Origin of the sequence: Anaerocolumna sp. AGMB13025 (assembly GCF_029689925.1) — a bacterium.
Taxonomy (GTDB): Bacteria; Bacillota; Clostridia; order Lachnospirales; family Lachnospiraceae; genus Anaerocolumna.
Map to the genome: position 1 here is coordinate 744,834 of NZ_CP121445.1, position 21,822 is coordinate 766,655.

At 38.9% G+C, this 21,822-nt stretch carries 20 protein-coding genes; 17 read left to right on the forward strand and 3 right to left on the reverse strand.

What is annotated here, in order from left to right; all coding sequences use genetic code 11:
• Positions 1 to 14 precede the first annotated feature (14 nt).
• The 8 genes from QA584_RS03155 (at position 15) to QA584_RS03190 (ending at position 8,050) form a co-directional block, all read left to right on the forward strand.
• Positions 15 to 794 (forward strand): amino acid ABC transporter ATP-binding protein, encoded by a 780-nt coding sequence (locus QA584_RS03155; protein WP_278273051.1) that lies wholly within the window; start codon positions 15 to 17, stop codon positions 792 to 794.
• A 54-nt stretch (positions 795 to 848) separates the two neighbouring features.
• Positions 849 to 1,739, forward strand: coding sequence for a cysteine ABC transporter substrate-binding protein (locus tag QA584_RS03160; RefSeq protein WP_278273052.1), 891 nt, complete (start codon positions 849 to 851; stop codon positions 1,737 to 1,739).
• Positions 1,740 to 2,198: 459 nt separating this feature from the next.
• The gene (locus tag QA584_RS03165; protein ID WP_278273053.1) at positions 2,199 to 2,336 is read left to right on the forward strand and encodes a hypothetical protein; all 138 of its coding nucleotides are present in this window, start codon (positions 2,199 to 2,201) and stop codon (positions 2,334 to 2,336) included.
• A 662-nt stretch (positions 2,337 to 2,998) separates the two neighbouring features.
• A complete protein-coding gene (locus QA584_RS03170; protein WP_278273054.1) occupies positions 2,999 to 3,832 on the forward strand; it encodes a transglutaminase domain-containing protein in 834 nt (277 codons plus the stop codon).
• Positions 3,833 to 4,092: 260 nt separating this feature from the next.
• The gene (gene dgt / locus QA584_RS03175) at positions 4,093 to 5,352 is read left to right on the forward strand and encodes a dGTP triphosphohydrolase (protein WP_278273055.1); all 1,260 of its coding nucleotides are present in this window, start codon (positions 4,093 to 4,095) and stop codon (positions 5,350 to 5,352) included.
• 29 nt (positions 5,353 to 5,381) lie between these two features.
• Positions 5,382 to 5,969: a hypothetical protein gene (locus QA584_RS03180; RefSeq protein ID WP_278273056.1), complete on the forward strand. Its 588-nt coding sequence runs from the start codon at positions 5,382 to 5,384 to the stop codon at positions 5,967 to 5,969.
• Between the two features lie 301 nt (positions 5,970 to 6,270).
• Positions 6,271 to 6,897, forward strand: a complete 627-nt coding sequence (locus QA584_RS03185) for a GyrI-like domain-containing protein (RefSeq protein WP_278273057.1) — start codon at positions 6,271 to 6,273, stop codon at positions 6,895 to 6,897.
• A 400-nt stretch (positions 6,898 to 7,297) separates the two neighbouring features.
• Positions 7,298 to 8,050 (forward strand): restriction endonuclease, encoded by a 753-nt coding sequence (locus QA584_RS03190; protein WP_278273058.1) that lies wholly within the window; start codon positions 7,298 to 7,300, stop codon positions 8,048 to 8,050.
• 218 nt (positions 8,051 to 8,268) lie between these two features.
• On the opposite strand, the gene QA584_RS03195 is transcribed toward QA584_RS03190, so the two are convergent.
• Positions 8,269 to 9,120 (reverse strand): GNAT family N-acetyltransferase, encoded by an 852-nt coding sequence (locus QA584_RS03195; RefSeq protein WP_278273059.1) that lies wholly within the window; start codon positions 9,118 to 9,120, stop codon positions 8,269 to 8,271.
• A 486-nt stretch (positions 9,121 to 9,606) separates the two neighbouring features.
• Between QA584_RS03195 and QA584_RS03200 the strand changes: the two genes are divergently transcribed.
• From QA584_RS03200 to QA584_RS03225, 6 genes are all read left to right on the forward strand, one after another.
• A complete protein-coding gene (locus QA584_RS03200; RefSeq protein ID WP_278273060.1) occupies positions 9,607 to 9,819 on the forward strand; it encodes a hypothetical protein in 213 nt (70 codons plus the stop codon).
• Positions 9,820 to 9,986: 167 nt separating this feature from the next.
• Positions 9,987 to 10,805 (forward strand): alpha/beta fold hydrolase, encoded by an 819-nt coding sequence (locus QA584_RS03205; protein ID WP_278273061.1) that lies wholly within the window; start codon positions 9,987 to 9,989, stop codon positions 10,803 to 10,805.
• 406 nt (positions 10,806 to 11,211) lie between these two features.
• Entirely contained in the window at positions 11,212 to 11,562 is a 351-nt protein-coding gene (locus tag QA584_RS03210) for a metal-sensing transcriptional repressor (RefSeq protein WP_278273062.1), read from the forward strand.
• A 224-nt stretch (positions 11,563 to 11,786) separates the two neighbouring features.
• Entirely contained in the window at positions 11,787 to 12,788 is a 1,002-nt protein-coding gene (locus QA584_RS03215; protein ID WP_278273063.1) for an energy-coupling factor ABC transporter permease, read from the forward strand.
• Positions 12,789 to 13,097: 309 nt separating this feature from the next.
• The gene (gene cbiQ / locus QA584_RS03220) at positions 13,098 to 13,895 is read left to right on the forward strand and encodes a cobalt ECF transporter T component CbiQ (protein ID WP_278273064.1); all 798 of its coding nucleotides are present in this window, start codon (positions 13,098 to 13,100) and stop codon (positions 13,893 to 13,895) included.
• A gap of 85 nt (positions 13,896 to 13,980) precedes the next feature.
• Positions 13,981 to 14,742, forward strand: coding sequence for an energy-coupling factor ABC transporter ATP-binding protein (locus QA584_RS03225; RefSeq protein ID WP_278273065.1), 762 nt, complete (start codon positions 13,981 to 13,983; stop codon positions 14,740 to 14,742).
• Between the two features lie 97 nt (positions 14,743 to 14,839).
• On the opposite strand, the gene QA584_RS03230 is transcribed toward QA584_RS03225, so the two are convergent.
• The gene (locus QA584_RS03230) at positions 14,840 to 16,474 is read right to left on the reverse strand and encodes an exosporium glycoprotein BclB-related protein (protein WP_278273066.1); all 1,635 of its coding nucleotides are present in this window, start codon (positions 16,472 to 16,474) and stop codon (positions 14,840 to 14,842) included.
• 447 nt (positions 16,475 to 16,921) lie between these two features.
• On the opposite strand from QA584_RS03230, the gene QA584_RS03235 reads away from it, so the two are divergent.
• The 3 genes from QA584_RS03235 (at position 16,922) to QA584_RS03245 (ending at position 20,603) form a co-directional block, all read left to right on the forward strand.
• Positions 16,922 to 17,917 carry a LacI family DNA-binding transcriptional regulator gene (locus QA584_RS03235; RefSeq protein WP_278273067.1) on the forward strand — a complete coding sequence of 332 codons (996 nt, stop codon included), beginning with the start codon at positions 16,922 to 16,924 and terminating at the stop codon, positions 17,915 to 17,917.
• Between the two features lie 341 nt (positions 17,918 to 18,258).
• On the forward strand, positions 18,259 to 19,542 hold the full coding sequence (locus QA584_RS03240) for a 6-phospho-beta-glucosidase (protein WP_278273068.1): 1,284 nt from the start codon (positions 18,259 to 18,261) through the stop codon (positions 19,540 to 19,542).
• A gap of 62 nt (positions 19,543 to 19,604) precedes the next feature.
• Positions 19,605 to 20,603 carry a BadF/BadG/BcrA/BcrD ATPase family protein gene (locus QA584_RS03245; protein ID WP_278273069.1) on the forward strand — a complete coding sequence of 333 codons (999 nt, stop codon included), beginning with the start codon at positions 19,605 to 19,607 and terminating at the stop codon, positions 20,601 to 20,603.
• 181 nt (positions 20,604 to 20,784) lie between these two features.
• On the opposite strand, the gene QA584_RS03250 is transcribed toward QA584_RS03245, so the two are convergent.
• On the reverse strand, positions 20,785 to 21,672 hold the full coding sequence (locus QA584_RS03250) for an AraC family transcriptional regulator (protein WP_278273070.1): 888 nt from the start codon (positions 21,670 to 21,672) through the stop codon (positions 20,785 to 20,787).
• Positions 21,673 to 21,822: the final 150 nt, after the last annotated feature.

A 21,822-nucleotide genomic window follows, 5' to 3' on the forward strand; every position in this document is an offset into this window, starting at 1 on the left:
CAGTAGGAGTTAATATGAGCGAAAAAGAGACAATTTTATCTATAAAGAATCTGAGAAAGAGTTTTGATACCCTGGAGGTTTTAAAAGGGTTGTCCCTGGAAGTTAAAAAGGGTGAGGTAGTCGTTATTGTTGGTCCGTCAGGATGCGGAAAAAGTACCCTGCTTCGATGTATTAACGGATTGGAGAGCATCCAGGGCGGTGAAATTTCCCTTAAGGGAGACGTAATCAGTGGTCTGTCAAAAAACATGCATTTGGTGCGTCAGAAGATTGGCATGGTATTTCAAAGCTATGATTTATTTCCCCATATGACCATTCTTAATAATATTCTGTTAGGACCGTTAAAAGCCCAGACCAGAGAGAAGAAAGAAGTAACTAAAGAAGCGGAGGACTTATTAAAACGAGTGGGTCTGCTTGATAAGAGGGATGCTTATCCAAGGCAGCTTTCCGGCGGACAGAAACAGCGGGTAGCCATTGTAAGAGCTTTGTGTATGCATCCGGAAGTTATGTTATTTGATGAAGTTACGGCGGCCTTAGATCCGGAGATGGTGCGGGAAGTGTTAGATGTTATGTTAGGTCTTGCCAAAGAAGGAAGTACCATGATCATCGTTACCCATGAAATGCAGTTTGCCAGAGCGATAGCAGACCGGATTATATTCCTGGATAAGGGAGAAATTGTGGAAGAAAGCTCTCCGGAAGCCTTTTTCACAAATCCGGAGACAGACCGGGCAAAGAAGTTTCTAAATGTTTTTGAATTTGATACCGTGAAAGGTGTTGAAGATAAAGTAACAGATTAATATGAAGTTAATCTGAAACAAATTTGGTGAAAACCAGGAAAAGAGGAGATTATAATGAAAAATTTCAAGAAAGTATTTAGTTTACTGCTCATAGTTACCCTGTTAACAGCGGCATTTACCGGCTGCCAAAGTAAAACAGGAAACAATACAAAAGATAATTCTGCCACAGGAACAGAGACCGGAAAAAACGGAACCGCAAGAACCTTAGAGGAAATCAAAAAAAGCGGAAAAGTAATTATTGGTGTTTTCAGTGATAAAAAACCTTTTGGATATGTGGATGAAAACGGTGAATTCCAGGGATATGACGTTTATTTTGGTAATCAGCTTGCCAAAGATTTAGGTGTTAAAGCAGAATATATTCCTGTAGAAGCAGCAAGTCGTGTAGAATATCTGGTTACTGCAAAAGTTGATATTATTCTTGCCAATTTTACCGTTACAGAAGACCGTGCCAAACAGGTGGACTTTGCGAAGCCGTATATGAAAGTCGCTTTAGGTGTGGTATCCCCTGACAGTGCTTTAATCACTTCTCCGGAACAGTTAAACGGTAAAACCTTAATTGTCAGCAAAGGTACAACTGCAGAAACCTACTTCACAGAAAATTATCCGGATGTAAAATTATTGAAATTCGATCAGTATACAGAAGCTTACAATGCGCTTCTTGATGGACGCGGAGATGCATTCTCAACTGATAATACAGAAGTACTTGCCTGGGCTCTTGAAAATAAAGGTTTTACGGTAGGTATTGATTCTTTGGGTAACTTAGATACCATTGCTCCTGCTGTTCAAAAAGGAAATACAGAGTTATTGAACTGGATTAATGACGAAATCGTATCCTTAGGAAAAGATAATTTCTTCCACAAAGATTATGAAGAAACCTTAGCACCAGTTTACGGTGATGCAGCTGATCCTGACAGCCTTGTAGTAGAAGGCGGCATTGTAGAATAAGTTGCAGCAAAAATAATAGAACTCAGATTGACACCTTTCGGGGATTCTCTCCGTTAGGTGTTTCTTATATTTAGTTGCTATGGTATTATATATAGCAATGGTATTATATAGAGCTATGGTATTATATATTGTTATGTTCTTAAAATAGTCATGGTCTTTATGTAGTTATGGTCATATATATAGTCGTCATATATATAGTTGTTATAGTTTTATATTTCACTGCCTTAGTTTGAATTTTTTAGGTAACAGGATTAAGAATTAAGAATATAGAAAAAAATTACAAAAATCATGGTAAAAAATTACTTTTTGATTTATAATATGAATATAGATAATTAATATAGGGGATATAGTGAAAAAATATAGCCTTATGAAGCATCCTGTAACAGTGGTATCACATGGGGAGTGATATCCTTTGGGAGAGATATCCTTTGGGAGAGATATCCTTGGGGTGTAATATCCTTGGAGTTGCAGTATCCTTGGAACTGCGATATCTTTTGGGGTGCGGTATCCATCGTGCTGTGGTGTTTTTGTGAAATGGGATATCTTTGGGGCAGGGATATCTTTTTGGTTGGAGTAATATGTTTGGTGGCAGCATGACGATATACAGCGGACTTAAAACAATGATTAAGGATAGTAGATAATGGATATGATTGGTAAAGAAGATTCAATTTGAAAGATATCATAATTACTGCTGCAAAGAGATTCAATAATGTCCGTAACTTCATAAACAAATTAAAAGAATAAGTCAACGAGCCAACCTATGATTACTTGTTTCATTATGACTGTTATAATATAAAAGTAATCGATAATGTTATCATGAACTATGGAACGACGCCTATTAAGCCAAGTACCCCCTAAGAAAAAGCCATCGAGACAAACGAATACCTATAAACTTCTAAACGATAATTTGCTACAGACTATCCCGACTTACTATCTAAAGTTCTCACCTTCTAATCCTCTGAATTATAATAAAAACTTCACAATTCATTAAAAATAGTAACAATACAATAATTCCCTTTGTAAATTATATCGGTGTATTTATGCCTAAACTAAGCAGATATTTGGCTATAACAGGATTTTTTATGCCAAAATATTAATCTTGTAATACTGATTACATCAATGTTATAATTCATTTAGACAAAAAGTTTCAAAAAATTACTTAAATTATTCAAAACAACGTAACGTACCCAACTGTGTTCCCATAAGCAGGCAGTAATTGCGACGGTATCATTATCGCAGCTTTACTTAAGGAGGTTAGTATGGTAAAAAAAATAATAACACTTATGCTGGTATTAACTTTAGTTTCTTCGCCGGTTGAGGCTAGTGCCAAAACCTATACATCTAAAACCGATGTCTATAATATAATCAAAAAAAATCTGATTTCCCATGAGGAGAATTTCAGTATTACCATGGATTCCGAGGTCATGGATGCAATCGGAAGAAATACGGATATATTCAGCAAAGTAGCAGCAATTGATAGTGCAAAAACTGCAAAAGATGGAGATTATCTCCGTTTATCCGTAAGCAGCTGGAGAGCAGGCTGGAGATGGTCAAGCGGTGGTGGCAGTGCGACTCTGTCCTTCTCAGCGGATTATAAGACCTCTTTGCAGCAGGAGAAGGCAGTTGATACTAAGGTAAAGAGTATAGTGAAATCCCTGAAACTGGAGGGTAAATCAGACTATGCCAAAGTAAAAGCAATTCACGATTATATCATTAATAATACCAGCTATGATGAATCCTTAGAGAAACATTCTGCTTACAATGCTTTAATCGATAAGTCAGCAGTATGCGAAGGGTATACCCTGGCGGCCTACCGCTTATTTACGGAGGCAGGCATCAGCAACCGTGTAATTACCGGTTATGCAGGCGGTGATTCCCATGCCTGGAACATTGTAAAAGTAAAGGGAAAATGGTATAACATTGACCTTACCTGGGATGACCCGGTTACGAATACCGGTAAACCCATGCTGACCTATGATTATTTCCTGAAAAACTCCAAGGATTTTAGTGACCACTCCAGGGATTCCATCTATAAGACCCAGGCATTTGTTAAGAAGTATCCAATAGCGAGTGAAAGTTATAAAAAGAAATGATTAAAGTTTAGATTACAGTTAATTTGAGGATTGTAGTTAATGAAGCATGAAATATAATAAATATTAGCAATGCATTGGTATGGGTGATATGAGTGATATAGTTCATATTATAAAATAATTAACCTGCTTCCTTACGGATAAACAAAAGCTGTTAATCTGTAAGGAAGTTTTTTGTTAGAATGAAGGAAAGCATTGCCTTAATGCTGTCCGTGTTGTAAGATAAAATTAGGAATGAAAGTGAAACGAGGAAGGATGTTCACATGAGTGATTTTTTTAATGAATTGCCTCTGACAAAAGAGAAAATGGAAGAGCGTTATGTCTCTTCTCTGGCACCTTTTGCGGTAAAATACCCGAAGGAAAACAGCAGAGAATACCCAGAACCGGTTAGAACGGATGAAAACAGAAGTGAGTTTCAAAGAGACCGGGACCGTATCATACATTCAAAGGCATTTCGCAGATTAATGTATAAAACCCAGGTATTTGTCAATCATGAAGGGGATCATTACAGGACCAGACTGACCCATACCTTAGAAGTTGCCCAGTTTGCCAGGGGTATCTGCAAGTCTCTTACTTTAAATGAAGAACTGGCAGAAGCAATTGCCCTGGGGCATGATTTGGGCCATACACCCTTTGGTCATGCCGTGGAGCGGTATCTTAGCGAGGAACTGGGGGACAGAGGTGAAGGTCTGTTTTTTCACAATGAGCAAAGTGTAAGGATTGTAGATTTTTTAGAAAAGCGCTGCAGGGAATATGACGGTCTTAATTTAACCTGTGAAGTCCGGGAAGGTATTTTAAAGCATAACGGTAATAAGGACAGAAGCGGAATATATAAGAAACTAAACCATGACAGGGTATGTTCTACCTTAGAAGGCCAGATTGTAAATAAAGTAGATACTATCGCCTATATCTGCCATGATTTGCAGGACGGGATCAAGTCGGGACTGGTAGAGGAGGCAATACATAAAAATCCGGATTATGCCAAAAAGATGGAGGAACTAAAAGCGGTAATCGCCCAATTTTTAAGCTGTGATATAGAGGAAATTGAGTTTACACCATACAGTGAAACCTATTTTATCAATGATTTGATACACAGGCTGATTATGAAGATTACAAAGAGCAGCGTTGCAAATCTTAAGGCATATTCTATTTATTCCCTCGAGGATGTGAAAGAAAAGGCCGATAGAAATATTGAGATAATTGCTTTTGATACGGAAACGAAGGACGTTTTTGATCAAATTAAGACGATTGCTTATTCTTATATATATGGTTTGCATACCATACAGGCTATGGATGAGAAGGCAGTCCAGGTGGTAAAGGATTTATTTGAGGGCTTTGTTAATAATCCGAAACTCCTGCCGCCGGAATGGTATTACCGGTATAATAATATAACGACTGATGACAATTATGACGGAGCTAAGGATAGCAAAATTCGGGTCATCTGTGATTATATCGCGATTATGACAGACCGGTTTGCCCTGGAGGAACACGAAAGACTATATAATCCGAGAATTAAGATATAAATTGCTAACAAACCTACAGGAGGACTGTTATGAATAAGTTACAGGGATTTTATGCACTGGCTAAGTCGAATCTGCCTGCTGTCCCGTGGAAGAAGTATGGAGAACATACCGTATTTGACCCGGATATCTTATGGACGGTAAGAAGTGCTGTGACAGAAGGCGAAGATTTAAATCTGCCCCGTAAAGTGGGTATTAATGCAAAGACAGCTAAAGAATTTGCAGAAGAATTAAGCCAGAAGTTACGACAGGAGGATCTTATCTTATACTATCCATACTTTATTGCATTAAAAAGCGGTGTAATTGATATCTCTTTGCATAGAACGGCGATTGAAGCGGTCAAGGACGATTTATGGAACCTTGTAACCGATAACAGGAAAGACGTCACTATTATATTTGAAGAAGATGACGTGAGATTTATTGGGGATGATTACTTCTTAAACCAGGAAGAAATGATGGAACTGGTGGATTACTGTACGGTGATAAAAAGACAGTTTATGAGTGAGCTTGCAGGCGGAAAAAATATTCTCCTGGAGTGGAGTTATGCCTGTCCTTCGGATTTAAACGGATCGCCGGTTGGAAAGGCAGCTTTGGTGTTTTATGAGATAAGGACGGTATAAGTTATAGTACGCTTTTATAAATAAAACAGTCTTATAGAGACATTAATTTTAATCACCACCAGTTTATAAAAATTATAAGTTCTCTTTATATGCTCAATAAACATATAGTAATATTTATATAATGGGATATTTATTAAATCAATCTGACACAAAACTAAAGGACTTTAGATTTAGAGAAGCAATTTATATGTAATCGTGCTAAATATTTGAATTATTTATATAATTTTGATTATAATATGACGGCAGGATGTCATATTAAGCGTGATATATTTTACTTATAAAATAAAGAGGTAGGAAAATTATGAAATTTGAATGGAAAAAGCAAGAAAAAAATTTATATTTACCGAAAGAGAAACCAGATTTAATAACAGTACCACAACAAAAATTTTTTATGATAAACGGAAAAGGAAATCCAAATGATGAAGAGTTCTCTGAAAAAATAGGTGTTTTATATTCTTTAGCATATGCAGTTAGAATGATGCCAAAACAAGGGTACACACCAGATGGTTATTTTGAATATACTGTTTATCCACTTGAAGGAATATGGGATTTAACAGAAGAAGGAAAACAATCTAATATATTAAATAAGGATGAATTGTTGTATACCATAATGATTAGACAACCTGATTTTGTAACGCAAGAAGTGGTTAATAAAGCGTTTGAAAATGTCAGGAAGAAAAAGCCACATCCTTTATTAGATGATGTAACTTTTGAAACTATGGAAGATGGACTATCTGTTCAAATAATGCACATTGGTTCATATGATGATGAACCACAAAGTTTTGAGCAAATGAAAAATTTTATAAAAGAAAATAATCTTGAAATAACCAATCTAAAACATAGGGAAATTTATCTTTCAGATGCAAGAAAAACTGAAAAATCAAAATTAAAAACAGTTTTAAGATACATGGTTTCCAAAAGACGATGAGCATAAAATTTAGTTATATACAGTTGCAAATATTATTAAAGTACGAAAAAAAGGAACTCCTTCACATGAGTTCCATTTTTATATACTATATTATCAACATTATTCATTAACACAGCCTAATTTAAAAAGGGGAGAACTAAACTATGCTCTCCGTAAAGGTAACCTATCCAGAAGATGCCGATATTAATAAAGTATAGAAAGAAATGAAGAACAAAATGACAGGTTGGTAACACTGTTGTAATAGAGTGTTCTGAGAAAGAGATAATAATTAAGAATGAAAAAAGTGAATTAAAAAATAAATAAATGATAAATGAAAGCAACTAACCCTGCAATTTCTCATTTTTTATGATATAATAGCTACTTGACAGCAATATCATGACAGAAAGAGCAGGTTGTATTTTTGCGCAGGAAAAAGAGAAAAATCAAAGCAGGAAGCTTGTTGGTTACAATAATTAATCTGGCAGCGATCTTTATGATTACCAAGTATATCCATAACGGATATTTTAATATAGAGAAATTTGGAGCGGATGATAGTTTTATCCTCGTATATTTTATTCTATCCACGATTTTTATTAAAGTATATTCTGACCATAAATTAAGGCATATGTATTTGACTAGCAGTCTGGAAGAGATTGATGAAATGACTGGGATTGAGTTTGAAGTTTATTTATATCATAAGTTTAAGAGACAGGGCTATAAAGCGAAACTGACTCCGGTTACGGCTGACTACGGTGCAGATTTGGTATTAAAAAAGAGAAGAACAAAACTGGTGGTACAAGCCAAGAGGTACCATCAGGATGTAGGAATTGCAGCAGTCCAGGAGGTAATTGGTTCCATAGCATATTATAACGCGGATGCAGGAATGGTGGTAACAAATAGTTTTTTTACTCCCAATGCGATGAATCTTGCAAGGGCGAATGATATTACTTTGTGGGATAGAAGGGCATTAATAAGATATTTAATCAGAGAAGAAGAGTACGACCCTAGTTTGGAGGACGTTGTATCTGAGAAGTCCTATACCAGATTTTGTCCGGTCTGTGGTAAAAAGTTAGTACGCAGAAATGGAAAATATGGCTATTTCTTAGGATGCAGCGGCTATCCCCAGTGTAATTATACGGAACCGGTACCAGAGGGTGAGATGAACGGTTTGTAATAAGGATAAACTCCAAACTGGTATGCATTGAAGAAGCTGTTGCAAATCAAGCCTAAATTATCTGAGAGAAAATAAGGATTATATTTATTAATAATTTTGTGAAAACATGCGTGAATAGCTGCAAGAATGAGAATGTAACCATTTATTCGTGGGTACTTGGAACAAAGTTTTTATAAATATAATCCTTATTTTCTGTCAATTTAAGATATTCTTTATTTTTAAATCGGCAGATACATCTCATACTGTTCAATTTTATCCTTCTCAAACCCAATTTTGCGGAAAAAACCTTCCAGTAAAGCATTGCCCGGGATACACACCGTTATATTCTTAACCTCTGACTGGCCTGCGGCCTGATATAAAAGATAATGCCCAAGCCCTTTTAACCGGTAGGAGGGTTCGACCCACAGAAAATTTATTTTCCCTTTCGCATTCATGGCAATCAGTCCGATTAACTGATAATCATCATAAGCACCTAAATAGATATAGGATTTACTGTCCTCATAATACGGAATATCACTTTGCCAGTTAATATGGCAGGCCATTAATTTTTCACGAAAGCTTTTGATTACGGATATGCCGACGGCTGTTACTTTATAGGGAGGAATCTTTTCCGGAGCTGCTATTAAATCAACCGGTGTTTTATAATATTTTAAGATAGCTGCCTCCAGGTAGCCAGCTTTGGCATAAAACCGGACTGCTCTGTGGTTTTCCTTAATTACTTCCAGAAATAACTGTTTACAGCCTGCATTTACAGCAGCTGCCTTATGCATTAAAAACAATTCTTCACTAATGCCTTTTCCCCGTAAGTCCGGTGCCAGACATAAGGCACCGCAGCGCATGGTCTTTATGGTGTCAAATATCCGGATACCTCCAAGTAAAAGTCCTATGGGATGAGTATCACAAAAAGCGATAAAAGAATATTCCAGCATGTTCCCCTCAGGTCCAAAGAAATGTTCCTCAAATTCCGTTTCACTGGAAGAAAGGGGAACGAAATAGTCGGAAAAACCAAGGGAAAAAGCTTCATAAATCTGGCTAAAGGGTACATCCGTACAAGTTTTATAAGTAATCATGGTATTACCTTCCTCTATTAATATGAAAGAAGCATTCAAATTTTTATTTCATTCATTTTATCTATTCACTTTATTTCATTCATTTTATTTATTCATTTTATTTCATACTTTTTATTTCATACATTTTATTTCATACATTTTATTTCATACATTTTATTTCAATCATCTTACTTCATTCATCTTATTTCATTCATTCTATTACATTACTTTTAATTTTGTATTCTTATAATACCATTATTGGCATTTCTAATACGTATTATCCATGTAGCTGTCAGGGGATGTAATATATGGGAGATATGCCCAGTGGGGATATGAAAAGCATGTAAAATTATGACGAAATTGGTAATTTTTTATATACAGTGTTCGATTATTATGCTATAGTGATATATGTAAATTATATCTAAATAACAGGTGATTTACAATACCAATCTGTTAACTTGGGATTATCCCTTGTATAAATTAGTATAATAGCGGGAGGTACATGATATGGAGAAACTAATGAAGGCAGGTACAGGTATATTTGGTCTGGGATTAATATCCTTCTTATTATCGCTGGTAGGTCTGGAATTTAGATCTATGCGGTTTTTAGGTGAATACAAACTGTATGTTGAAATTGCCTGTGTCGTAATTGGTTTGATTCTTATACTTATTGCAAAGTATGGGAATAAAAGAATGGATGATAAATTGGACGAAGAATAAAACTGCCTAAGATGAATCCATATACAAAAAGAGTGTCCCTTGGGATGCTCTTTTTTGTGAAAATAAATAATCCATCGTTGTATCAAAAAGCGGTCAGGACCAGGTTTTATTCACATATTTCCTTGCTTTGAATAGAATAGTAAGACGAATTACTCCTGGAGATTTAAATGGGATATTATGTTGCAGTTGAACCGAATGTAAAATACTATGTGGAGGATCTTAATCCGGAAGGGAATAAAACCATTTTGTTCCTGCATGGCTGGCCCGGAAGTCATAAACTTTATGAATATCAATTTGATGTTTTGCCAAAGCTGGGTTTTCGCTGTATTGGTATAGACACCAGAGGTTTTGGTGATTCGGATAAGCCGTTTCGGGGCTATGATTTTGACCGGCTCTCAGATGATGTAAGATGTGTGGTAGAGGAGCTTAACTTATGTGATTTCACGCTGCTGGGGCATTCCAACGGCGGTGCTATTGCCTGCAGATACATGGGACGCCATAACGGGTATGGAGTTAAAAAACTGGTGTTAGCTGCGGCAGCAGCGCCCAGTCTGATTAAGAGACCCAATTTTCCTTATGGCGTAGATAAAGAAGTAGTTGAACAGATGATTGAAGAAACCTATAAAGACCGGCCACAAATGCTTCGGAATTTTGGAAATATGTTCTTTTTCCAGTTGATAACCCAACCCTTTTCCGACTGGTTTTTCCAACTCGGTTTACAGGCAGCAGGCTGGGCAACTGCCAAAATGCAAAAAACCTGGATCAGAGAAGTATTGTTTAATGATCTGGCGGCAATCCGTGTACCTACTTTAATTATTCATGGAATCCATGACCAGGTGGTTCCCTTTGCGTTGGGAGAAATCCAGGCTCAATACATTAAAACTTCAAAGTTAGTACCGTTCCAGTTCAGTGGTCATGCAGCTTTTTATGATGAAAAGGACAGATTTAACGAAACGGTTGTTGATTTTATTGAAGGAAAGTGTTAAACCTATATAATATGATAAAACAGTTTTATACCCAGTAGTTCTTTCATGGGTTACAGTTGACATTTTACAGTGGACATTTTTCCGAAACGATGCTAATATACTGGTAACCTTAACATAATTTATATCCGAGGGAATCTCTTATGAGTTCCTGGGTGATAAAAAAAGCCCTGCCGGGCAGAGAGCACACTCACGCTGAATGATTTTGTCGGTTTTACTGGCTTCTGTAAGTATGAGTAGGTGCCAAGGCGCATTTTTTATCGAATAGGAAAGTGCTCCTATTCGATAAAAAACCCTCTGGGAGGATGCACATGACGCGCCAAGGAAATTTGTCACTATGGTGACAACTCGTCAGCGCTAGAGTCTGGCGAGCCAGATTCTTTATTCTAGAAAGAAAGGAAGGTTGATTATGGCAAAGTCAGGACAAGTGCATTCCCATGTGGATGCAGACGGCGTGGAATATACCCATACTCATGAAGAGAGTTTACCCCATAAACATACTCATGAAAATACCAAAGCAGTATTAAACCGGTTATCCCGTGCAAGCGGTCATCTGGAATCGGTAAAGCGGATGATAGAAGACGGTAAAGACTGCAGTGAGGTACTCATTCAGTTATCAGCGGTGATAGCAGCCCTTAATAACGCCGGTAAGGTTATTTTGCAGGATCACATAGGTCATTGTATTGTAGATGCCATTGAATCCGGAGATGATACAGCCATTGAAAATCTGAATAAAGCGATTGACCGGTTTATTAAATAATTCAACAATAAGGTAATAGCGAAAATCCGTCTGCTATCCCCATCCGGGGCATAGGAAACCGTTTGGTTCATAAGAGTATTACAGTAATGTTCTAGCTAAACTTATAAAAATCTATCTATATTTCAAAGAAAAAAATTAAAATTTATATCCCCTATACGGGCTTGTATTGTATTTGAAACATAATATAATAAAATAAAGTACCAAGCGTATAGGAGGATTTTATTATGCATATGGCAGATGCACTGCTTGCGCCTGCGGTAGCAGGAACCATGTATGTTGCCTCAGCGGCAGCTGCTACATATTCAGTGAGAAAAGTTAGATTAGAAAATGATATAAAAAAGATTCCGGTTATGGGGGTTATGTCTGCGTTTGTATTCGCGACCCAGATGATAAATTTTACAATTCCGGGCACCGGTTCCAGCGGACATTTATGCGGTGGACTTTTACTTTCCATTTTGCTTGGACCTTATGCCGGATTTTTATCCATGATATCGGTTTTAGTAATTCAATGTCTATTATTTGCCGACGGAGGCTTGTTAGCTTTAGGGGGCAATATCTGGAACATGGCGTTTTACGGATGTTTTGTGGGATATTTTCTGATCTACCGTCCGATGGTTAAGAAAAGCATGAAATCCGGATGGATTATTCTTGCTTCCGTCCTTGGCAGTGTAATCAGTCTCCAGCTTGGGGCACTAAGTGTAACCCTTGAAACCCTGGCTTCCGGTATTACAGCATTATCCTTTGGACAGTTCTTACTGCTGATGCAGCCAATCCACTTAGCAATCGGTACGGTGGAAGGATTAATTACCGCAGCAGTGGTTATCTTTATTAAGAATACCAGACCGGAGCTGCTGGATAATCGTATAGCAGATAACCGTATGAGCCTGAGACAGACACTGGTTATCTTATCGGCAGTTGTGGTATTGATCGGAGGCGGATTATCCTTAGTGGCCTCTAGTAATCCAGACGGATTAGAATGGTCCATCCAAAAAATAACCGGTGATACAGAAATCGAACCGGAGAACGATTATACAGACGCTGTCAAGACATCCCAGGATATTCAGGACAAGACAGCGGTTTTACCGGATTATGCATTTGCTGGAAGCGATTCGGCAGTCGGTACTTCGGTATCAGGAATAGTTGGGTCGGCGGTTGTAGCAGCGATTTGCATCGGCTGCGCCTTTTTATTTAAATTCTTTAAGAAAAAGGATGCCCCTCAGACCTAAATAAAGAAATTGCGGATTATATTGATTTTTGATATCAGAATCATGAAACCTATGGTATAATTAAATAAACACATATATGTACATGGTATATGGATATGTATGGGTAGATTCCAGAGTATATTTCTTGGAATCTACCTACTTTTTTATAATTAAAACAAGGTATCAGAACAATGTAAATTTAGCAGCAGCTCAATATTCATTGTTCTCCTGATCTTCATGTGTCATAGGTGGTTATATTTATATGTGCGACCATACCGTGATGGGTGGAGATGTCTCCTAATGCAGTGTGACGACAGAAAGAGTGATAACATGGGAAAAATATCAAGTGCCCTGTATGAAATACATGAATTGGATGAAATGGCAGAAAAGAATACCAGGCTTAACGAGGTACACCCCCTGGTAAAGCTTACCATAACTGTAGTGTATATTACCTGTGTGGTATCCTTTCATAAATATAACTTATTTGGATTACTGCCTTTTCTTCTTTATCCGCTGGTTGTTTTTAATCTTGCGGAAATCTCTATCAAAAGCTGTTTTAAAAAGTTAAGGGTTGTGCTGCCCCTGATCTGCTTTATTGGGTTGTTCAATCCTTTTTTTGACCATATTCCTTTATACCGGATCGGCAGTCTGGTAATAAGCGGTGGGATGATTTCTATGCTAACGCTGATAATAAAAGGTACTTTTGCATTAGTGGCATCCTTTTTATTGATTGCTACCACCGGAATCGAAAGAATATGCTATGCCTTGAAACTGCTTCGATTACCAAGCATTATCGTGACGCAGATACTACTAACTTACCGTTATATAACACTGCTTTTAAAAGAAGCCAATGCAGTTTTTCAGGCCTATTCCCTTCGTGCCCCCAATGAAAAAGGGGTCAGGTACAAGGTCTGGGGTTCTCTTTTGGGACAGCTCTTATTCCGAAGCATTGACAGAGCGGGGAATCTATATGACAGTATGCTGTTACGGGGGTTTACCGGGGAGTTTTATTATGCCCGTACTCAGAAGAGTTCCGGCACAGATTACGGATATCTCTTTTTATGGCTAGGAATCTTTTTAGCCCTTAGACTCCTTAATATTGGGGCATATGTAAGTCTATTGTGGTAAAATAGAGGGAATAAATTGAAACTACGATCGTAAGCAGTAAATAAGAGTGCTGACAGAATTTATAAGATAAAAAGGAATGATTAAAATGAATCAGTTTTTAATAAATTGTAAGGAACTTTGCTTTTCCTATGAAAATGGAATAGAGATTCTAAAGGGAATCTCATTGCAGACCAGACCCAAAGAAGCGCTTGGCATTATCGGGGCTAACGGAGTGGGAAAATCTACCCTGCTGCGTATTCTGGTGGGGTTAGAGTTAAACTTTTCGGGGGAGGTATTCGTCAAAGGAATACCGGTAAATAAAAAATCTCTTCCGGAAATACGCAGTAAGATCGGTTATTTGTTTCAGGATTCCGATAACCAGCTATTTACACAAACCGTATATAATGATGTAGCCTTTGGACCGAGAAATTATGGCTTAAAGGAGGAGGAGGTAAAGGAAAGGGTTGAGTCGGCACTTACCACAATAGGTATTACCCATTTAAAGGATAAGCAGATTTATAAGATGTCCGGAGGCGAAAAGAAGATGGCATCCATTGCTACTGTACTTGCCATGAATCCGGAAATTATTTTATTAGATGAACCAACCATTGCTCTGGATCCGAAAAACAGAAGAAACCTGATTCAGACTTTAAACCGGTTGGAGTATGCCAAAATTGTTGCTTCCCATGACCTGGATATGATACTTGAGACCTGTGACCGGGTAATCCTAATGTCCGAAGGTAAAATTATCAGAGAAGGTGCCACAGAACTAATACTCAGGGATAAGGAACTTTTAGAAGCATTTGGTCTGGAGCTTCCTCTGTGTCTTAGGGGATATCAGGGAAGGACCAGAAATTCATATAGGTAGGGAACTTCCTGTTTTTATCAATGGGTACAAACTCTACGTCTTCTTTAATAAATCGAGATGGCAGCGGATAGGACCGCCGCCATCTCGATTTGTTTCATTATACAATTGATAAGCCACCGCTTGCATAACCTGTAACAGTGTTTATCAGAGTCACGCCGGCTGCAGTTGCGGAGAATACCAATAGCAGCCTGGTTTGCGGAGTTACCGGGATTGATAAGCCGGTAGTTATACCGTTACTTATTGCACCCAGGCCTACTATACCTGTAAGAGGCGGAGCAAGGGTTACAACAGCGCCCGGAATTGCAGTAAAGGTATTGTCAGGAGTATCGGAACTATATAGCTGTGCTGTAATGGTTATTGTAGTACCTACTAACGCCAGAGCAATCGTGTTGCTGAAGTAAGCTGCAATGGAAGTTATCGTACCCGCACGAGGAGCTGAGAAAGCAAAATTGATTAGCGGTCCCACTAAAGTTCCGGTAAGATCTATAACTCCGCCTACAAGGCTGATACCGGTTGCAGAACTTCCGAAACCGATAAGACTTGTAGTACCGGCTAATCCGCCTGCAATAGTAGTCATAACAGCTGGCCCACCAGAGGCAAATGGTATGATGGCCCCAGCGCCGGTAGGACCAGTATCGCCAGTCGGTCCGGTCGGTCCAGTAGTTCCTGCGGTACCAGCGGCTCCAGTCGGTCCGGTAGGACCTGTAGCTCCCAGAGTGCCGGCAGGACCGGTAGGACCAGTATCGCCGGTAGGTCCAGTAGTTCCCGCAATACCAGCGGCTCCTGTTGGACCAGTAGCTCCCAGAATGCCAGCAGGTCCGGTAGGACCAGTATCACCAGTGGGTCCGGTAGGTCCAGTCGGTCCAGTCGGACCGGTATCGCCAGTTGGTCCAGTCGGACCAATACCTCCTTCGCCAGCGGGTCCGGTCGGTCCAGTGGGTCCGGTAGCACCAATGCCAGCGGGTCCAGTCGGTCCGGTATCGCCAGTCGGTCCAGTGGGTCCGGTAGTACCAGTACCAGCGGGACCGGTAGGTCCGGTATCGCCAGTCGGTCCAGTGGGTCCGGTAGCACCAGTGCCAGCGGGTCCAGTGGGACCAGTCGGTCCGGTAGCACCAATGCCAGCGGGTCCGGTAGGACCAGTTGGACCAGTCGATCCAGGAATGCCAGGAAGACCAGCGGGTCCAGTCGGTCCAGTGGGTCCGGTAGGTCCGGTTACACCAGCATCTGACCCATAAAAGAGAACTAACAAAGGTGAAAATGGAAGCTCTGCATCATCACTGCCAAATCTCACTACGGTGGTTCCGTCATTATTAACCAGAGCGAGACCATAATTCGGGAAAACTCCCGTTATCCATTGATTTACTAGATCGGTGACGTCAATAGCAACAAATCTCCCGATATCACAGGGAACAATATTTATAACTATGCCGGTGGGTACAATAAGCGGCCTGGTATTGTAAGTAACAGTTTGTGTATCAAAGGGGGATATTACCCTGTAAAGCTCTACCGGGCTGGGTGTAACACCTGTTTTATCGGCCACATAAAGCACAAGAGTTGCGGCTGTGACAGAGGGTACAGGTAATATAGGCAGATTAAACTGAAGATAACTTATCGTAAATTGATACAAGGGATCTGTACCTACCAACAAAAGAGGGTTGGATGAAAAATTAGTATCAGGAAAACTGCTGGATACAAAGGTGGCACCTGTTGGTGTCAAATTTACTGATGGCATTTATAATCATTCCTTTCCTTACTATAGATTTTTTGGAATAGCAAACAGTATCACAATGTCATTATATGTCATTTTATGTAGTATGCTACTGTTGTGTTAAGAATTTCTATATATAACTTTTATTGATTGCTTCGTCAAATTAATAAAAACAGTGGTAAAAATGCCTTGCCTTTTGTAAGCTCTAAAGACTAGTATCTTCATAAAAATTCATTTTTAAAGTATATACGTATATATATTAAAGTATCCAAGGCGGATATATAACAAAACATAGGATTGAAAGATGTTTAATATATGTTTAAAATAAGATTGAAATACGATTGAATAAGAAGATTCAGCAATTTATCTATGTGTTTAGATCTTATTAAACATGACTTGACAAAGGTATCATCCGTGGTGTATGATATGTTAAGAGTTTAAATATATACGCATATAGTTTTGGAGGGCTTCATGAAAGTTACAATAGAAGATGTGGTGAAAAAATCCGGATTATCCTATGTAACAGTATCCAGGGTAATCAGTAATGCACCTAATGTCCGAGAATCCAACCGCAGAAAAGTCATGGAGGCAATTGAAGAATTGGGATATGTCCCCAGCGCAGCGGCCAGATCATTGGCAACAGGCAGGACTAATGTAGTTGCGATGTTCGTTTCCGATATCGGTGATTATTTCTTTGGAAGCATCGTCAAAGAGGTTAACAATCAGCTTTTAAGACAAGGATATTTACTAGCCATATCCATCTGCGATGGCAAAGATGATACCATTGATACGGCATTTTTAAATCAGAACAGAGTGGACGGTGTAATCCTGCTGGTTTCTAATAAAGAGAAATTCTATATTGATATACTGAAAAACCAGAAAGTACCCTTTGTAGTAGTAGACAACCAGACGATTAATACCGATATCATTTCCGTATTAGCGGATAATGTAACCGGCGGTTATCTGGCAGTGAAGCATTTACTGGAACTGGGACATACCGAAATCGGACTCATTGGGGCAACCCCTTACGGACTTTCTACCTTGGAACGGCAGATGGGGGCAGTCAAAGCCCTGACGGAAGTATCCTTACAGCCGGCAGGCATCGAATACGGAAAATACGACCAGATGACGGGATACAATGCCATTATAAAATGGCACAGGGAAGGAAAGCTCCCTTCCGCCGTATTTGCCTTTGATGATCATATTGCTCTTGGAGCGGTGAATGCGGTCAAGGATCTGGGGCTAAAAGTTCCTGATGATATGTCCGTATGCGGGTATGATGACAGTCCCCTTGCCAATCACTACACTCCTAAGATCACCTCGGTAAGACAGCCTGCCGAAGAAATGGGGCAAAATGCGGTAAACCAGCTACTTTCCTTAATCAGACATCAGGATAATGGCTCTTATGCCATGAAACTGGCACCTAAGTTGGCTATTAAAGAATCAACTATGAGTAATAAAAAATAGAAGTCAAAAAACAGTAAGAAAAAATGCAGTAAATTAAAACGGGTAAAAATAAAGCAGGTAAAAATAAAAGCAGGTAGAAATAAAAGCAGGTAGAAATAAAAGCAGGTAGAAATAAAAGCAGGTAAAAATAAAAGCAGGTAAAAATAAAAGCAGGTAGAAATAAAAGCAGGTAAAAATATAAGCAGTAAAAATAAATCTGGTAAAAATAAAAGCAAAAAAATAAAAGCAAAAAAGTAAAAGCAGCTAATAAAAAAGCAGATAAAAATAAAAGCAGGGTAAAAATAGCAGGTAAAAATAAAATGCAGTTAAAAAAATTCAATCGATATAGAGAGGAGAATATTATGTCAAATATTAAATTAACCATAATCGGAGCAGGCAGCACTTATACTCCAGAGCTGCTCGAAGGTGTCATTATAAGGAAAGATTCATTACCGGTATCTGAAATCGCGCTTATGGACATTAACAAAGAAAAACTTTCAATCGTAGGCGGACTCTGTAAACGAATGATAGAGAAAGCAGGTCTTAAGGCAAAAGTCATTTTAACGGAGGACCTGGAGGAGGCTTTAAAAGGCGCTGATTTTGTTCTGGCCCAGATTCGTGTGGGTCAGTTAGCCTGTAGGGTGTTAGATGAAAAGATCCCGTTAAAATACGGTCTGATCGGACAGGAAACCACAGGTATCGGGGGATTTTTCAAGGCACTCCGTACTATTCCGGCGTTACTGAATATAACAAACCACATGGAACGTATCTGCCCGGACGCCTGGCTCATTAACTTTTCCAATCCTTCGGGAATATTAGCGCAGGCACTTCAGAACTATACCAAAATCAAGACGATTGGTTTATGCAACGTGCCCATTAATATGATTACCGGAGTCGAACAGGCTTTAGGTGAAAAAGATCTGGATATAGAATATGTAGGACTGAACCATTTAAGTTATATTACCGGTGTAAAAAAAGGCGGTAAGGATCTCCTTAGCGAAGCCCTGGAGCAGGGCACAGGCGGACAGGGAATGAAAAATATTCCATTGCAGGGCTTTAGCAGTGAACTCATTCATACCATAGGTGCCCTCCCTTCTTCTTATCTGGAATACTTTTATTTTAAAGAGGATAAATTAAAACACTTAATGGAAGAAGAAAAATGCCGCGGTGAAGTCTGCATGGAGATTGAAGACAGGTTACTTAAACTGTACAGGGATGAAAATCTGTCCGTAAAGCCGAAGGAACTAGAAAGCAGAGGCGGTGCACGTTATTCGGAAGCCGCCATCTCACTGGTGGATGCTATTTATAATGATAAAAAGGAAGTTCATGTGGTGAATACTCTAAACCATGGAGCATTGGAGTTTATGGCAGATGACGATTCCGTAGAACTATCAGCTATTATCGGGAAAAACGGTGTAACCCCTGTTCCCATCCGGGGCTTTAGAAATCAGCATGTCATGGAACTGATGCAGACTGTAAAAGCCTATGAACGTCATACCGTTCAGGCAGCCATTAATGGGGATGAAGACGAGGCAGTCAAGGCGTTATTAATTCACCCTCTGATTGGTGATTACAATAAGGCCACCGCCTGCTTTAAAGAAATGAAAGAAGCCCACAAAGCGTATCTTCCCCAATTCAAAAAATAATGGACGGATTCAGATGTGAATGATAAATTCCAAATAAACCACTATAAAAAAGGAGAAACCCCATGGAAACGAACTATATTTTAGGAGTAGATGGCGGCGGTACGAAGACGGATTATCTCATTTTTACGACTGAGGGTCAATGGGTAGACAATATCCGTGCCGGAAGCAGAAGCCACGAATTTCTGGAAGGCGGATTTTTAGAAGCGGAAGAGAAGATCTTAGCAGATATCGAGGAACTTCTTAAGAAAAATTCAATAAAAAAATCCCAGGTAGCCGGGGCTGCCTTTGGCATGGCGGGAATCGATACACCGGTACAGTTAGCTAAGATAAAGGAGATATTGAATAAAACCGGATTGAACTACGCGGTGTCCAATGATTCCATTCTGGGCATAAAGGCAGGCTGTCCTTCCGGAGTTGGAATCTGCTCCATTAATGGAACCGGTACGGTTGCCAGCGGTATAAATGAAAAGGGTGAAATACTCCAGATCGGCGGTATCGGCAGAGCTACCGGAGACAGGGCAGGCGGTCACTACATTGCGACCTTAGCCGTATGTTCGGTTTATGATTATTTTTTCCGGTGCGGTCAGAAAACAAGTTTGACCGGGAAGATAATGGATTATTTTGGAATTGAAAATCCGATTGAACTGCTGAATGTAATCAGTGACAGATTTTACGGGGACAGCGAAATGGATAAAACAATTGTAACCTATCTGTTTGAAGCAGCCAATGGAGGGGATGAAGTCTCTACAGGTATTGTTAAAGAAGTGGCTGACCAGCTAGCCAAATCGGTATCCGGCTGTATCCTAAAACTTAAATTTGAAGAAACTCCGGAAATCATATTGGCAGGTTCCGTATGGACAAAGTCGGACTGTCCCCTTTTATTAACCCATTTTAAAGAACGAATCTTTCAGTATACGGGTAAAGTTCTGGAACCGGTGCCCCTTAAGGTCATCCCGGCGGCAGGTGCCCTTCTTTGGGCTCTTGAACTTGCAGTGAACCATGCACCCGGACCAGAGCAGAGAAACAGGATTATTACGAGCGAGGTATTAAAAAACCTGTAAGCTTGGAAGAATAAAGAAGTATGGATTTACTGGTTTAAGACCAGTAAGATCAGTTGGTGCAATCTGGTATACAGTTGATAACCTGGATGAAAGCCTGATGAAAGCCTGATTAATGCTATCCATTTCCTTTTTATGAGAAAAGGTTAAGTGGAAAGTCTTAATCAGGCTGATTTATGTTATCTTATACCTTCATATATTTATTCTTAAACTGTTTCGGTGATATCCCCTTATATTGCTTAAACTGCTGAATAAAGTAGCTGGAGGTGGAAAAGCCTACCGCCAGGGCAATTTCTGTTATATTAAGTTCCGAGGTACTAAGAAGTTTCTCGGATTTGGAAATCCGGACATAGTTTAAATATTCTTTAAAATTCTTCTTCATGATCTTTTTAAAGGCTCTTGAAAAATAGCTATAGCTTAAATTACATAAGGCTGCCATATTAAGAGAAGTAATGTCGTTTTGATAGTTGTTTTCCACATAGTCAAATACGGTCTGAAGCCGTTTGACCATATCTTTGTTTACCTCCGGATTTATATTTAAGTCCATATTCTGAGAATTCCACCGGCGTAAAATAAACAAAAATAAATTAAAGATGTTCGCACGTACTGCCAGTTCATACCCATAATACTTGTCCCGGTATTCCTGCTGGATTCCGGTAATAATATCTGGGATCACGGAATGCTCGATTTCCTCCCGCTTAAATATCTTCTGATGGGTTGATTCATTCAGGATAAAAGGCATGACATATTTCATTTCAAAAACAGACTGGGTAGTGGTGTAGAGAATTTCGGGTTCGAACTTAACTACGATATATTTATTAGGACCATCTGTCAGAGAAATAATATTATGTATTTCGTTGGAATTGATTAAGACCATATCACCGGAACCAAAATAATAATCTTTGTTATTTAAGAGAATCCTGAATTTTCCGGTTATGGTATATATAATTTCAATATAATCGTGTATATGGGCAGAAGCGATGGTACCTGCCGTATATCCTTCCTGGATATGAACGCTGATGGGCAGCGGCAGATCATCCAAGGTATCTTTTTTCTCAACATAATACTCCATATAAAAACCCCCCAATGACAAAAAATTGATATTTTATTCTAAAATTATTATATCATAATAATTATGGGTATGCTATATTTTTAGTTAAGTAAACAATTGGTTTTGGTATGAAAATCAATACGACTTCATAACCGGACCAAGAATATAAAT

Coding starts and splice junctions, on each gene's coding strand:
- QA584_RS03155 (WP_278273051.1), top strand. CDS start 15: ATGAGCGAAAAAGAGACAATTTTATCTATAAAGAATCTGAGAAAGAGT.
- QA584_RS03160 (WP_278273052.1), top strand. CDS start 849: ATGAAAAATTTCAAGAAAGTATTTAGTTTACTGCTCATAGTTACCCTG.
- QA584_RS03170 (WP_278273054.1), top strand. CDS start 2,999: ATGGTAAAAAAAATAATAACACTTATGCTGGTATTAACTTTAGTTTCT.
- dgt (WP_278273055.1), top strand. CDS start 4,093: ATGAGTGATTTTTTTAATGAATTGCCTCTGACAAAAGAGAAAATGGAA.
- QA584_RS03180 (WP_278273056.1), top strand. CDS start 5,382: ATGAATAAGTTACAGGGATTTTATGCACTGGCTAAGTCGAATCTGCCT.
- QA584_RS03185 (WP_278273057.1), top strand. CDS start 6,271: ATGAAATTTGAATGGAAAAAGCAAGAAAAAAATTTATATTTACCGAAA.
- QA584_RS03195 (WP_278273059.1), bottom strand. CDS start 9,120: ATGATTACTTATAAAACTTGTACGGATGTACCCTTTAGCCAGATTTAT.
- QA584_RS03200 (WP_278273060.1), top strand. CDS start 9,607: ATGGAGAAACTAATGAAGGCAGGTACAGGTATATTTGGTCTGGGATTA.
- QA584_RS03205 (WP_278273061.1), top strand. CDS start 9,987: ATGGGATATTATGTTGCAGTTGAACCGAATGTAAAATACTATGTGGAG.
- QA584_RS03210 (WP_278273062.1), top strand. CDS start 11,212: ATGGCAAAGTCAGGACAAGTGCATTCCCATGTGGATGCAGACGGCGTG.
- QA584_RS03215 (WP_278273063.1), top strand. CDS start 11,787: ATGCATATGGCAGATGCACTGCTTGCGCCTGCGGTAGCAGGAACCATG.
- cbiQ (WP_278273064.1), top strand. CDS start 13,098: ATGGGAAAAATATCAAGTGCCCTGTATGAAATACATGAATTGGATGAA.
- QA584_RS03225 (WP_278273065.1), top strand. CDS start 13,981: ATGAATCAGTTTTTAATAAATTGTAAGGAACTTTGCTTTTCCTATGAA.
- QA584_RS03230 (WP_278273066.1), bottom strand. CDS start 16,474: ATGCCATCAGTAAATTTGACACCAACAGGTGCCACCTTTGTATCCAGC.
- QA584_RS03235 (WP_278273067.1), top strand. CDS start 16,922: ATGAAAGTTACAATAGAAGATGTGGTGAAAAAATCCGGATTATCCTAT.
- QA584_RS03240 (WP_278273068.1), top strand. CDS start 18,259: ATGTCAAATATTAAATTAACCATAATCGGAGCAGGCAGCACTTATACT.
- QA584_RS03245 (WP_278273069.1), top strand. CDS start 19,605: ATGGAAACGAACTATATTTTAGGAGTAGATGGCGGCGGTACGAAGACG.
- QA584_RS03250 (WP_278273070.1), bottom strand. CDS start 21,672: ATGGAGTATTATGTTGAGAAAAAAGATACCTTGGATGATCTGCCGCTG.